Source organism: Zhongshania aquatica, from assembly GCF_027257955.1.
GTDB classification, from domain to species: Bacteria; Pseudomonadota; Gammaproteobacteria; order Pseudomonadales; family Spongiibacteraceae; genus Spongiibacter; species Spongiibacter aquatica.
On sequence record NZ_JANZNQ010000012.1, the window covers coordinates 1 to 13,080 of the forward strand.

The 13,080-nt window shown below is 48.5% G+C and carries 12 protein-coding genes; 7 read left to right on the forward strand and 5 right to left on the reverse strand.

Annotated elements, in window-relative coordinates:
• Positions 1–423: 423 nt before the first annotated feature.
• Together O9X78_RS12885 and O9X78_RS12890 are read left to right on the forward strand one after the other, a co-directional pair.
• Positions 424–705 carry a YidH family protein gene (locus O9X78_RS12885; RefSeq protein WP_269620110.1) on the forward strand — a complete coding sequence of 94 codons (282 nt, stop codon included), beginning with the start codon at positions 424–426 and terminating at the stop codon, positions 703–705.
• Positions 706–868: 163 nt separating this feature from the next.
• Positions 869–3,958 (forward strand): hypothetical protein, encoded by a 3,090-nt coding sequence (locus tag O9X78_RS12890; protein ID WP_269620111.1) that lies wholly within the window; start codon positions 869–871, stop codon positions 3,956–3,958.
• A 70-nt stretch (positions 3,959–4,028) separates the two neighbouring features.
• Here O9X78_RS12890 and O9X78_RS12895 read toward each other — a convergent pair whose 3' ends face one another.
• Together O9X78_RS12895 and O9X78_RS12900 are read right to left on the reverse strand one after the other, a co-directional pair.
• A complete protein-coding gene (locus tag O9X78_RS12895; RefSeq protein WP_269620112.1) occupies positions 4,029–4,889 on the reverse strand; it encodes an acyl-CoA thioesterase in 861 nt (286 codons plus the stop codon).
• A 290-nt stretch (positions 4,890–5,179) separates the two neighbouring features.
• On the reverse strand, positions 5,180–6,133 hold the full coding sequence (locus O9X78_RS12900) for an NAD(P)-dependent alcohol dehydrogenase (RefSeq protein WP_269620113.1): 954 nt from the start codon (positions 6,131–6,133) through the stop codon (positions 5,180–5,182).
• Between the two features lie 195 nt (positions 6,134–6,328).
• On the opposite strand from O9X78_RS12900, the gene O9X78_RS12905 reads away from it, so the two are divergent.
• The 5 genes from O9X78_RS12905 (at position 6,329) to O9X78_RS12925 (ending at position 9,471) form a co-directional block, all read left to right on the forward strand.
• On the forward strand, positions 6,329–6,487 hold the full coding sequence (locus tag O9X78_RS12905; RefSeq protein ID WP_219043250.1) for a YqaE/Pmp3 family membrane protein: 159 nt from the start codon (positions 6,329–6,331) through the stop codon (positions 6,485–6,487).
• A gap of 23 nt (positions 6,488–6,510) precedes the next feature.
• Positions 6,511–6,846: a DUF4112 domain-containing protein gene (locus O9X78_RS12910; protein WP_269620115.1), complete on the forward strand. Its 336-nt coding sequence runs from the start codon at positions 6,511–6,513 to the stop codon at positions 6,844–6,846.
• Positions 6,847–7,060: 214 nt separating this feature from the next.
• A complete protein-coding gene (locus tag O9X78_RS12915) occupies positions 7,061–7,300 on the forward strand; it encodes a FeoA family protein (protein ID WP_269620116.1) in 240 nt (79 codons plus the stop codon).
• The gene (gene feoB, locus O9X78_RS12920; protein ID WP_269620117.1) at positions 7,297–9,156 is read left to right on the forward strand and encodes a ferrous iron transporter B; all 1,860 of its coding nucleotides are present in this window, start codon (positions 7,297–7,299) and stop codon (positions 9,154–9,156) included. Before O9X78_RS12915 ends, feoB begins: the two co-directional genes overlap by 4 nt.
• 9 nt (positions 9,157–9,165) lie before the next feature.
• Positions 9,166–9,471 carry a DUF6587 family protein gene (locus O9X78_RS12925; protein WP_269620118.1) on the forward strand — a complete coding sequence of 102 codons (306 nt, stop codon included), beginning with the start codon at positions 9,166–9,168 and terminating at the stop codon, positions 9,469–9,471.
• Between the two features lie 6 nt (positions 9,472–9,477).
• Here O9X78_RS12925 and O9X78_RS12930 read toward each other — a convergent pair whose 3' ends face one another.
• From O9X78_RS12930 to O9X78_RS12940, 3 genes are all read right to left on the reverse strand, one after another.
• Entirely contained in the window at positions 9,478–10,938 is a 1,461-nt protein-coding gene (locus O9X78_RS12930; RefSeq protein WP_269620119.1) for a TrkH family potassium uptake protein, read from the reverse strand.
• A 49-nt stretch (positions 10,939–10,987) separates the two neighbouring features.
• On the reverse strand, positions 10,988–11,611 hold the full coding sequence (locus tag O9X78_RS12935; RefSeq protein WP_269620120.1) for a DUF502 domain-containing protein: 624 nt from the start codon (positions 11,609–11,611) through the stop codon (positions 10,988–10,990).
• An 88-nt stretch (positions 11,612–11,699) separates the two neighbouring features.
• A complete protein-coding gene (locus tag O9X78_RS12940; RefSeq protein ID WP_269620121.1) occupies positions 11,700–13,079 on the reverse strand; it encodes a VWA domain-containing protein in 1,380 nt (459 codons plus the stop codon).
• Between the last annotated feature and the right edge of the window lies 1 nt (position 13,080).

Consider the following 13,080-nt stretch of genomic DNA (forward strand, 5'->3'; position numbering starts at 1 on the left):
TCAAACAGAAGGTATCGAAGCACATGCGTATGCTGCAACGGAAGCCACATCGTGTCCGCAAATATTTTAAGCACGAGAAAATTCGTTATGCCGCATAACAGATACCAAAATCCGCCGGGTTAATAGCGGATCGTTTTCATTTGAAAGTGATGCTGAAGGCGATAGTACATCTGTAAAAGTAGACGCAGGTAAAGAAGAAGGTAAAAAATAGTCTGCGAAATTTTGTTGCCTTTATATGAAAAGGTAAAGCACATCCGTGTTTGATTAGTAATGGCTCAGTCGCCAATCAAACACGGAATTCAATGTAAAAATTCCTGAGGTAAAATACTAAAAACGATGATGAAAATATTCGTTTAATAGCGCGACACTGTTCAAATTTTTTGTCATGCTATTGTCCTTTATAAGCTTAGAAAAGGTGTGGTAATGGGGGCTGATTCCGAAACGCGCGATATGCTTGCCTTAGAGCGTACGCATTTAGCCAATGAGCGGACCTTTCTTGCCTACATCCGCACGGCATTATCTTTGATCGCTGGCGCGATAGTGCTGTTCCAGTTTTTCTCATCTCTACATGCCTATATTGCGATAGCTTGGGTGCTCGTTGTTGTCGGCTTAGTCGTGCTCATCTTTGGGATTTATCGATTCTTTTATGTTAGAGCAGAGCTTAATAGATACAGAGATAAGCCAAGTAATTTACCTAACCCATAACCGTAAATTCGCACATTAAATCTTGTAGTTACTAACCATTACCCCCTTGTTTATGGGGTAGTGATTCTTGGCGTAACAAAATATTCTCCCGAGTTAGCTAACAGTGTCGCGTTGATTTTTTGCGCGGAAACACTGAGCAGAATAATTAACTCTGGAGAAGTGTATGTCTCGCATAAAATGTCTGCATTTGCCGTTACTTGCCGTCGCGGTCTCATTAGCGGCGTGTAATGACGATAATAAGAGCTCTTCCGGCGCTAGCGCTGAACAGCAATCTGTGGTGGTCGCGCCGTCATTAGGCCTGATCCGTAACGCACGGATAAAAATATTTCAGGCAGATGGTACGACCTTACTCGGCGAAGGAACGAGTGCTGATGACGGTACCGTTGACGTTAGCTATCTTAATTACACTGGTCCGGTTGTTATAGAAGTGCTTGGTGGTGGCAGCGCTATTTATTATGATGAGTCTTTAAAGCAGTTTGCTGCGCTTCCTGCGTCTGCGACTGTTCGTGCTATCGCGGTATTACCTGCACAAAATCTCGCCGTAACACCACTAACAAACTTGGCGTATGAAATTGCTAAAGCGCGCAGCAGCGCGACGCTTACAGCTGCCGACGTAGCCAATATTAATGAACAGGTACGCCTTAGTTTAGCGCCAGGCATTAGCAGCATTTTGGCGGTACCAGAGTTACTAAGCAGTGCTACAGGCGCTAAGTTGGGTGATACAGATGCGGGTAAACACGCACTAGTGTTAGCAGCTTTGGCTGACCTGTCTTCTGGTAACGCCAGTCCTGCCTTAAATACATTACTCGCGATGGCAACTGATGGTGCAGACGGCTCTTTAGATGGCTTGGTGGATGGTTCTTCAATAACTGTACCTTATGGCGATTTTATCGCCGACATGGCAGCGGCATTGTCGCGTCAAGCAAATACCTATGGCAATGCTGCGTTGAAGGCATCGGCTGCAGATCAAAAACCTAGTAGTGCCACTGTTGAAGAAGGTGATACGGGTGGATCTGGCACAGGTGGTACCGGTGGGTCAGGTACAGGTGGAACGGGTGGTACCGGTGGATCGGGTACAGGCGGAACGGGTGGTACCGGTGGATCAGGTACAGGCGGAACGGGTGGTACCGGTGGATCAGGTACAGGTGGAACGGGTGGTACCGGTGGATCGGGTACAGGCGGAACGGGTGGTACCGGTGGATCGGGTACAGGTGGAACGGGTGGTACCGGTGGATCAGGTACAGGCGGAACGGGTGGTACCGGTGGATCAGGTACCGGCGGAACGGGTGGCAATACAGACCCTGCACTTAACAATGAAGGTAAAGGGCGCTTCACCGGCGATGGCTTTACTGGTGACGTTAATGGCGTGACATACACCTACACCGATTCAGTTAATGTATTACCTAATAACACTGACAAGACTCAGTTTTACATTGAAGGTCGTGATGCCTCCGCCTTGAGTAAATGGCGGGTAGTTATTCCGAATGCAGTCGGTACATATAACTGCGATGACTCCGGCGATGACACGGTTCTGCAGCATCTCAATCAAGGCGGGTTAGCGGTTAATTCCGGTGCTGGCTCAAATGATGGCGACTGTATAGTTAAGGTCTTGCAAGTTGGTTCGGTTTACGAAGGATACTTTATAGGGAACCTCTATGGCGCAGTAGGGACCCCGCTGAAGCCGGTAACAAACGGTTACTTCTATGCTACCTCAGAGGTTGTAGACACTGGCGGCGGTGGTGGTAATACCGGCGGCGGCACGGATGGCGGAGTGAGCGGTGATCTGAATAATGCAGTTTACGATTCTTTGAACGGCCGCAATGGCGCTACAGTTAGCTTCGTTGGCAGTGCAGAATCTTACAACCTAGGAGTTGCCGACGTCGGTAGTGGTTTTGGCTTGCGCGGACTCGATTTCTATGTTGATCGCACAAGGGACGTGAATACGACCTTATTCCAAGAAGCTTATCCAAGTTATTTAGAGGTCGATATCACTAACCCAGTACTGGGCGAACAGGATTGTGGCGATGAGCTAAAAATTCGCTTGAATATGGCAGGTGGCACAAATTCCGGACGCTATTCTGCTAGCGCATGTAAAATGCGTCTTGATTATGCCAGCGATATTGGCGGTCTTCAGGGAGTAATTTTATCGGCTACACTGGTCACAACGTCAGATACTAGTCCGACCTTTGAATTAATAAACACGCCATTCCGTATTTATCACCATGTCGGTACGGCCGGCGCACTTTCTGGCGATTTGCCATTAGATAAGTTTGGTTCAATCGAAATTGGTGATGGCGGCACGTTCGAGCTGGGGGATAATCAATATTTCTTACTTGAAAACCGCGTTGGTCTTGGCGGAACGAGCCCTGATGATGGCTCACCAGCATTCACCGGTAATGCATCAGATGTAATCAGTCTCGTAACTAAGGGCCATCCTAGCTCTGGCTTTGCAGGAGACACAACCTACAACTGCGGAACAGAATATCGCTCACGTGCTGGTGGTTTAGAGCTAGCTATAAAGGTAGGTACTTATCTGTTAGAGACCAGATATAGCTCTGCGAATAATGTGGCCGCCAATTGCCAGATCGTAACGGTCGGGCGTGGAGGCAGGTATTATGATGCGTCTTACACTGCAACGCTTATATCAAATGACACCTCACTGGAAGAGTCGCTACGTACTTTGCCAGTGACGGGAGAATTCCGCAATTACGCGGTTCGGCTAAATCGGCCAGAAGGTGGCGTGGATGATGAAGGCGCACTGAGCTCAGAAGAAGTCGGCGCGACTCTGCAAATTGAAGATGGCAGTCCAGATTGGCAGACTGGTGATCGCTTCAAATTCCTTGAGGATCAGTTCGACCGCATCTCAGTTTTTGACACGAGCTATGGTATCTCAATAGATCGCGGTGAGCGTGTCATGAAATACGGTGTAGAAGTGCTTAATGCGCCACGTGCGGTGGGCGTATATGATTGCGCCAGTATTAACCCAGACAATAGTCGCATTGTGAACGTTGCGGTTAATGCTGTCGGTGTGAAGTACGAAACCACAACCTATGATAGCGTCTTGAGAAAAACGATCTTGACGCCAGGCGCAGCGTGTCAGATTGAAATTGTCAGTGATGATGATGGCTTCGTGAACGGTACTTACACCGCAACCGCGGTTGTAGTGGGGGGCGAGCAAATTATGCCCGGTGGCGACAATACAGTTCGTGTATCCGGTACCTTCCGCCGTAAAATAGAGCCCGCTCAACAGTAATTTACTCAGTCTCCCTGACGTATATTATTTTGCCCCAGCAATTGCTGGGGCTTTTTTTTGGGGATGAGGTTTAACGCAATACCGCCTCTTGTGTGACAGTCGCTATTAGTTGGCCTGTTTGTGTAAATATTTTGCCTGTGGCAAGTCCTCTGCCATTCGCCGCCCAGTGACTTTCTGTGCGATACAGCAACCATTGATCTACCTTTACTGGTGCGTGTATCCACATAGAATGATTCAATGATGCCAAAAAACTAACGCCAGAATCACGACCATGTGGAACAGCTATTGTGCCGGGTAACCAGTAATCCGATAAAAGCGCTAGCAAAGAATGATGGTCGCGTTCATCGCTGACGACACTGGCGGAAGGTAGGCGAATCCAGTAGTCACGAAATGCGGTATCTGGGCTGTCAAAATAGTGTTCAGGTTTGAGCATTCTAAGCTCAATAATATAGGGTTTCGTGAGCACGGCGACGATGTGTTCCGGTAAGCGATGGGCATTTTGCTTCGCAAACTGATCAAGACTTAACAAAGATTCTGGGTCCGCTGGATTACCCAAATCTGCAAACTGGTGGCATAGTCCTTCCTCGCCTTTGTGGAAGGAACAGAGCAGCTCGAATATCACTCGCCCGCGCTGCTCAGCGGTGACGCGACGGGTTGCAAAGTTGCGGCTATCGCTCAGGCGTGCAACAACATAATCGATGGGTTCGTCGATTATGCCGCCCCGCATAAAAACACCGCTAAGACTGTGGCACTGCCAGCCATCAACCGTGAGCGTTGCGGCGGCGAGCGATTGCCCTAGCGCCTGCCCACCAAAGGTCACTCCGGCCATATTGTCGAGGTTATGGCTAGCTCGAAAACGGTCTTCACCTATTGTTTCGAATTGCAGCATTTCAGCGGCGTTAGGAATATATCGGCTATTTATGGCGAGCATTACTTGTCTTACTCGTTACAATTTGGGAGGGGCATAGAGCTTATGCAACAAAGGTGATTAGATCAATCGATGACAGCTTATTTCGAGTCTGAAAATTAATTGTACCTTTTTATAATCCTTTTCAAGATGGTGAATTTACTCATTCGGTATATGTTTGCGTCAAAGTGGTGTAATGCAGGGAGCAGTAAAGTGTCACAAGCTGTGCGACAGCCAGTCCGCAGAGCTCTTAACTTGGGTGTCAGAGGGGCCAACGCGGTTTCTTCTGCATCCTGCCGCTTAAGCGCGTATCCCTACACTATTTGTATGACGACTTTACCTCGGCTTCTACCGGTTTTACTTCTAATATAAGCATCTTCAATATTAGCTAGTTGGTGAACGCTATCGATTACCGGGGTAACGGCACCGCTTTCAATAAAGTCCTTTAATATCTCTAAGTCGCTAGTATAGGACTCAACCCATACTGGCTTAGCCGATTTATCACCCATAAAGAGATGGGGGCGGTAGGCGTTAAAAAGTGCTTTTCCGTGGCCTGCGGTAGACACAAATAGGCCGTCGTCAGCCATTAATGATGCGCATGTTGTCAGGCTTTCGTAGGCGGTTGCATCGAATACTAAATCAAAATTATTTTTCTCTGATTTAAAATCCCCCTGTGTATAGTCAATGACCTTATCTGCACCAAGGCTTGTCACTAGCTCGATATTTTTTCCGCTACATACCCCAGTTACCTCGGCGCTCATCGCTTTAGCGATTTGTATTGCGAATGTGCCGACTCCCCCTGACGCGCCGATAACGAGGACTTTGCTGCCATTGCTGACGCTGCCCATTTGAAAAGCTTGCAAGGCTGTTAGCGCAGCAAGCGGAACGGCTGCGGCCTCGTTAAAAGATATATTATTAGGCATGTGCGCAATCCGCTTGGTGGCAATGCAGGCGTATTCGCTACAAGCCGCTGTGCGCAATCGCATATCCATACCATATACTTTGTCGCCGACCTTAAAGTTGCTGACATTACTGCCCCGCTCAACGATGACACCCGCTAAGTCGTCACCAATAATATGGAAGCTAGATAAGCAGCCGACTTTAGGGACCAAGCTGGAAATATTGTAATTCAGCTTCCAGTCTTTGGGATTCACCGATGATGCATGCACTTCAACTAATACATCATCGGCGCCAATTCTGGGCTTGTTTACGTCTTTAATTATTAACCTTGCTCTAGGGCCAAAACCTGTGGTGGTGGCAGCTTTCACTATAGGGTGCTCCTAGTAAATTTAATAGAATTCAGGTTGGCGATTGGCCCACTTCGGACAGCGACGCCAATTTAGCAATCCGCAATCAAGTTTGGATTAACCGAGCGTATTATGTATAGATAATTTGAAAACGGTAATATATGTTACTTTACGGGTGGCATATTTCAATTCAGCAAACAGAGCGAGACAAATACTATGGATATCATTCGTATCATCTTTGCGATCTTATTACCGCCATTGGGCGTGTTTTTACAAGTCGGTTTAGGTAAGCATTTTTGGATAAATATTATTCTTACACTCTGCGGATACTTTCCAGGCATTATCCATGCGGTTTATATCATCGCTAAGAAATGAGATCGCGAGAGACAGAACGGCGATTGCAGCGCAGTCGCAAACTCGCTACGTTATTAGACGGCGCGTGGGGAATCCCCAACACGCGCTGGCGTTTTGGTATTGACGCTGTACTCGGTTTACTTCCTTTCGCCGGAGATCTCGTGAGTGCCTTACTCGGTTTAGGTATTGTTTGGCACGCACACAAACTAAATGCACCGAGATTATTGAAGTTTAGGATGATGGGTAATATCGGTTTAGATTTTTTACTTGGTAGTGTGCCAGTGATTGGTGATATAGCAGATGTCGCGTTTCGCAAAAATTTACGTAATGCGTCTTTGCTCGAAGACTGGGTTGCGATACAAGCAAAAAAAGAACAATAGCATTGAACGCACAAGCAGCTTTCTTGCCGTAGTCGTAGCATCGCGATGGTGCAGAGATGCCTTGGCATTTACACACAGTATTTCAAGTAGCCTGTGGTGATTGCGTAACATTTAAGGCAATAAGATCCTTGTTTCATCATTCCCCTTTGAATATATCCCTTTCTTAGAAGTATAATGAGACTCATTATTATTAGCGCTGTTGTGGTATCTCCTAGTGAATTTATCCGAGTTAGTAAAAGGCGGACGGGCCACGGTGCTGAATGTGAGTGATGCTTGTGAGCTTGATCCCATCGCCCGCCGTATTCGTGAATTAGGCTTTGTAGCAGGTGCCACCGTAGAAGTCGTTGCAAAGGGCTTTTGGGGAGGCAACCCCCTTGTTGTGCGAGTTGGTAATACTCGCTTCGCCCTGCGAAAAAAGGAAGCGCAACGGATTCTTATTGAGGATCAGCAATGACCGCTTCCGCCGAACAACTGCACCGAATTGCTCTGGTTGGGAATCCCAATTGCGGTAAAACAGCGCTATTTAATCTACTTACCGGAAGTACTCAGAAGGTTGCCAACTACGCGGGCGTCACGGTTGAGCGTAAAGAAGGTTTATGCCGTATTTCGGATGAAGTGAGTCTGCAGATTTTGGACTTACCCGGCGCCTATAGTTTGGACGCAACAAGCCCGGACGAGGCAGTTACCCGTGATGTACTTTGTGGCCAATACAAAGGGGAAGCCCAGCCAGAGCTGATTGTTTGCGTGGTAGACGCCACTAATTTGCGACTTCATTTGCGTTTTGCGCTGGAGCTGATTGCCCTAGGTCGACCAATGATTGTCGCCGTCAATATGATGGACTCAGCGCAACGCCAGGGCATTCAGGTCGACACCGCCCGCTTAGCGGAAAAGTTAGGTGTCCCGGTGGTAGAAACTATTGCCGTGCAGCGCCACGGCGCAAATACCTTGTTGGCTTTGTTACAACAACAAAATTTTTCGGCCGTGCCTGTTCCGTGTGAAGATCAAGGTTTGGAAGCACGATTTCGGCGGGTTCAAGACATTATTGAGTGCTGCGTTTCCCAGACTGAACAGCCCCAAAACATGGATGATCGTTTAGATGCGGTACTTCTACATCCATTTGCCGGAATGGTCATTTTAGCGGCTATGTTGTTTTTCATGTTCCAGGCAGTTTTCTCCTGGGCGGAACCGCTGATGGTTGGTATTACCTCCATAGTAAATTCGGCCGGTGCGCTTATCACGGCGCCAATGCCGACGGATTCCGCGCTGTACAGTTTAGTTAATGACGGTGTTATTGCCGGACTCGGCAATGTGCTGGTGTTCTTGCCGCAGATAATGATTTTGTTTTTGTTTATTCTTATTTTAGAAGAGTCCGGCTACCTTCCCCGAGCGGCGTATCTGCTCGACAAATTAATGTTCAGTGCTGGCTTGTCTGGTCGCGCCTTTATTCCGCTGCTATCGAGTTTCGCCTGTGCTATTCCCGGCATTATGGCGACTCGCAGTATTCAGGATCCACGGGATAGATTGACCACCATTTTAGTGGCCCCTTTGATGACTTGCTCTGCTCGGCTTCCGGTTTATACATTGCTTATCGCCGCGTTCATTCCCCAGCGTGAGGTGGCGGGGTTGTTTAATTTGCAGGGACTCGTGCTATTTGCTTTATATTTCTCCGGCATTATCAGCGCGCTGCTGGTCGCTTTTGTGATGAAAGCGCTGCGTAGAAACAAAAGTGATCACGCCCTGTTAATGGAGTTGCCTGCCTATCGTTTACCTCACGCTAGAGATATCGCCTTGGGTCTTCTGCAACGGGCCAAGATTTTTCTGCGCCGTGTTGGCGGGATTATCTTTGCGTTGACTGTGCTCCTGTGGCTACTTTGTACTTTTCCGTCCCCGCCAGAAGGTTTTACTGGCGCGGCAATTGATTTCAGTATTGCAGGTCGTCTTGGTCATCTACTCGCTGTGGTTTTTGAACCCATTGGATTTAATTGGCAAATTTCGGTCGCGCTTATTGTCGGTATGGCGGCAAGAGAAGTGGCGGTATCTGCGTTGGGAACCGTCTATGCAATGTCGGGCAGTGAGGAGGCGATTACCGAGCAGCTAGGCCAACTGATTGCGCAACAATGGGCTTTGCCTACCGCACTTTCGCTGTTGGCGTGGTTTGTATTTGCGCCCCAATGCATTTCGACCCTCGCTGTTATCCGTCGCGAGACCAACTCGTGGCGTGTTATGGGGTTTGCGGTGTTTTATCTCTTTGCCTTGGCGTATTTGGCGTCTTTGGCGACCTATCAAATTGCTACCGCCGTGTTGAACTAGGGAGGCTTGATGATATTTGCCACAGTTCAATTTCTGATTATTACCGCTTTAGTTTTGCTGAGTCTGTGGATTACACTGCGCAATTATTTCCCCGAGGCCTGCGATTCCCTTTTAGAGAATTTACGCAGAGCTTGTCTTCGCCATCGACATATTCGTGGTATGGCATGGCTGATAAAGCGACTTGAGCAGGATAAAACGCGAGTCAGCGTTAACTGCGGTAGTTGTAAAAGCTGCACAGCATGCGCGCCGTCAGCGCACAGCGAACTCTACGAGCCAGATGTGATTCGTTTTGTCGATCTAGATGTTCAGAAATAAGCTAGCTTAGCTTTTCCAATAGGTGGGTGTCATCACTAAGATGATGGTCATAAATTCCAATCTACCCAGCAACATTCCCACGCTTAGAATCCACTTACTGCTATCGGGCAAGGTAGCGAAGTTACCGGCGGGGCCGATGATATCGCCCAGACCTGGGCCGACATTCATGAGCGCAGTAGATGCGCCGGTTAGGCTAGTGACTAAATCAAGTCCGCTAAATGCCAGCATTAAAGTGATAACTACCAATGATAGCAGCATGATGAACACGAAGGTCACCGCAGATAATACAATGCTATCGTCTACCGCTCGACCGTTGTAGTAGCGACGGATCATGGCGCGGGGATGCACGGCGCGAACGATACTTTCCTGCATCATCATAAATAATAATTGAAAGCGGAAAATTTTAATGCCACCACTGGTAGAGCCTGAGCATCCGCCAATAAACATGGCAAAGAAAAACGCGGCAACCGCAAGATTTCCCCATTGAGAATAGTCCCCACTTGCGTAGCCTGTAGTCGTTATTACCGAGACTAAGTTGAAGGTGGCATACGTTAAGGCGTGAATAAAGTCGATGCCGGTTTCCGACATTAGGTGCAAGGTAATGATGATACTTATAACAAGTATAGTCAGCAGGAAGCCGCGGATTTGCTGGTCTCTAAATGCAAGTACATTGCGCTTGATTAGGACGTGAACGTAGATTGCAAAGGGCATTGCACCGAAAATCATAAAGGTGATCGCTACCCAGTGGCTGCCGAGATCGGCGAATTGCGCAAAGGAACTGTCTGAGGTTGAATAGCCGCCTGTGGATATAGTGGTCATGGCGTGATTCACCGCGTGGAAGCTATCCATACCCGTTAACATAAACGCGACGGTACACAGAAAAGTAAGAATGATATACACGTAAATAATCATTGTGACCATGGTGCGCGAGCGGGGCATGGCTTTGTCTGACCAATCTGATGATTCGGTTTGGAATAGGCGCATACCACCGACTTTAAGAAAGGGCAGAATCGCGACGGCCATACCGATAACGCCGAGGCCACCGATCCATTGCAGCATAGAGCGCCATACCAAAACGTCATGCGCCATGGTATCTAGGCCGGTAAGTACAGTTGAGCCGGTGGTGGTAAGGCCAGACACAGATTCAAAAACAGCGTCGGTAAAGCCGCAAAATCCGGGGATTAATAAAAAAGGTAGTGCGCCTGTTAAGGAAATTAATACCCACGAAGTTGTAGTGATTAAAAACATTTGTCGTGGGGTAAGCATATTAATGCGATGTGACCGCGACAATAGCCATCCCCCAGCAGCCAGTCCAACCGTTAGCGCAATTGAATTGCTAAAAGCGGCGGTATTGCCGGTGTGATAAATGACTGCCATGAGTAATGGCACTGTCATCATTAGGCCAAAAACCAGCAGTATTAAACTGCAAACTTTTAGAACCGGTTTGATGAGGGTGAACTGGGTCATTTGTTTAGTCGCTATCTTGAATATGAGGTTCTGATTTACCCGGCAGACTTCACTTTGCCGACGGCGTGATAATACCGAGTTCGGCTGAGCCAGCTCCACAGGAAATAATTGATTTAAAGGCGGCATCGAGTTTTATGTCGGGGCGCGGCTCAACGCATTCCGGCGGCAGATGATACACAAATCCAGAGGTGGGGTTTGGTCCGGTGGGCACAAATACCGTAAACCAACCATTGCTGTGACGACTTGTGATAATGGCGGTCGCCCTAGCGGGGCTTTGCGTGCCATACAGCTGCACTACTGCGGCCTCGCCTTTGGTAAAGGGGGAGTTGCTATTCGCTCCAAACATTTGTTGAATGATGTCGCGAATTAATCGATAACCCGGCGCGAAACGCGCCAAGTGGGCATCGATAAAGTTCTGTATCCAGCGACCGGCGCTTGTCGCAACGATAGTGCCAACCATAAAGCATGAAAAAAGAATAAGTGCGATAACTAGCACGTCTATAGCGAGCGGCGGTGCACCTGTTAGTCTCACCAGTGGTCCAGTTAAGGGCGCGATTAGCGATTGCACACTGTTGACGGCCCAGCGGAGGCCGAGCAATAAAATGATGATCGGTGCAATAACGAGAACGCCACCAATAAAGGACTGACTAATAAAATGCTTAAGTTTTTTCATGATGATCCGAGCTAATCATGGTTTGCCGCTATAGTAACGAGTTTGAGTGATAAGGATACTGTAATTCGTATGAATTTATATGCGTCCTCTAACGCAGTAGGCTTAGGAGTTGATCGAGTAGCCGTTCTAGTTTTCGCAGTGAGCCGCATTCTGCCACATAGTGGCAGGCGCTTTGATAGCGACGAATTTCTGAGTCGCCAGTATTCCAGCTGTAGTGCGATTCTGGATTAAACCAAAGCACTAATCTTGCGCGGTGATAAATACTGCGCAGTGCATCTATTCCGGTGTTGCCGCCATTGCCGCGGCCGTCGCCAAGAATAATGACGCAACTGCGTCGATTGAGTTTGTCTTCGACAAGGTCTTTAAAGCTAGTGAGCGCCGCGCCGTAGTCGCTGCCACCCATGCCGTGGCGCTGCTGGATGATGGCCATGGCGTCATCGGCGGAATACTGTTTAAAGAGATCGGTAACTTCAATACTTTCTCCGCAAAATACAAAGCTGCGGGTGTTTGGCAAGACATCGCTCAGCGCTTGTACAAAAAGGAGTAGCACTCGTGACCAAGCGCTGACCGAACCGCTAATGTCGCAAAGTACAAAAATTTCACTTTTGTCTTTGCGGGTGGTTTTCCAAAAGCGGTGAAAGGGAATACCGCCATAGGCAATGTTGCGGCGCAGGGTTTTACCCAAATCAAGCTTGCCGCGATTGGCGCGTTTATGGCGCTGGCGATGCCGAGAGGCAAGCTTTTTAGCGAGTTTGCGAATAAGCGGCGGCAGACGTTCGCGGTGGTAGTGTTCCATTGCCGACAGCGAACTGTCTTTTAGGTTTGTTTCACGAAGACTGTTAATGGCGGCATCGTTATTTAACAGCAGTTGTCGGTCGATGATTTCTTTGATCGCTGCAATTCGACTATCACGCAATTGCGTTAAAAGGTGGGCTTGCTCATTGTCACCGGCATCCTGACGTTGTTGGATTTCACTGAGTGCCTGCTCGTCATTCAGCGCATTTAACATCTTGCGCCGATAGACGCCACGCTGTGTTCGAAATTGTATATTTTCTAGGCCAACCTCGGCTGCCGCCTGCATGACGTCGCTGAAGGTGTTATCCCGCTGTCCGCCATTGCCGCCACCACCTGAGCCTTGCCCGTAGCCCCCAGCGTCGCCTTGTCCCGGCCCCTCGTCAGAATCCGCCGGTGATTCATCGCTAGCGTCGGCTCCTGCATTTTGCGGAGCTAACTCTTGTTGAACGTTTGCGCTCGCCTGAACCCGGAAGAAACGATCGAAACAGTCTACAAAGCGCTCGTGGTCGTCTACTGTTTTAGCGAGGCAGCTTGCCAGTCCGTCTTGTAAAAGTCGGGGTTCGCTATAGCCCAATGTCGCCACGACGCGCATGGCGTCTAGGGTTTCCGCGGTGGATATTGCTAAGCCGTTGTTCCGCAGATGGCGAATAAATTGCAGTAGCGTTTCATCCACG

What these genes read in the sequence shown, in the direction of transcription:
- O9X78_RS12885 (WP_269620110.1), top strand. Translation starts at nt 424, where the DNA reads ATGGGGGCTGATTCCGAAACGCGCGATATGCTTGCCTTAGAGCGTACG.
- O9X78_RS12890 (WP_269620111.1), top strand. Translation starts at nt 869, where the DNA reads ATGTCTCGCATAAAATGTCTGCATTTGCCGTTACTTGCCGTCGCGGTC.
- O9X78_RS12895 (WP_269620112.1), bottom strand. Translation starts at nt 4,889, where the DNA reads ATGCTCGCCATAAATAGCCGATATATTCCTAACGCCGCTGAAATGCTG.
- O9X78_RS12905 (WP_219043250.1), top strand. Translation starts at nt 6,329, where the DNA reads ATGGATATCATTCGTATCATCTTTGCGATCTTATTACCGCCATTGGGC.
- feoB (WP_269620117.1), top strand. Translation starts at nt 7,297, where the DNA reads ATGACCGCTTCCGCCGAACAACTGCACCGAATTGCTCTGGTTGGGAAT.
- O9X78_RS12925 (WP_269620118.1), top strand. Translation starts at nt 9,166, where the DNA reads ATGATATTTGCCACAGTTCAATTTCTGATTATTACCGCTTTAGTTTTG.
- O9X78_RS12930 (WP_269620119.1), bottom strand. Translation starts at nt 10,938, where the DNA reads ATGACCCAGTTCACCCTCATCAAACCGGTTCTAAAAGTTTGCAGTTTA.
- O9X78_RS12935 (WP_269620120.1), bottom strand. Translation starts at nt 11,611, where the DNA reads ATGAAAAAACTTAAGCATTTTATTAGTCAGTCCTTTATTGGTGGCGTT.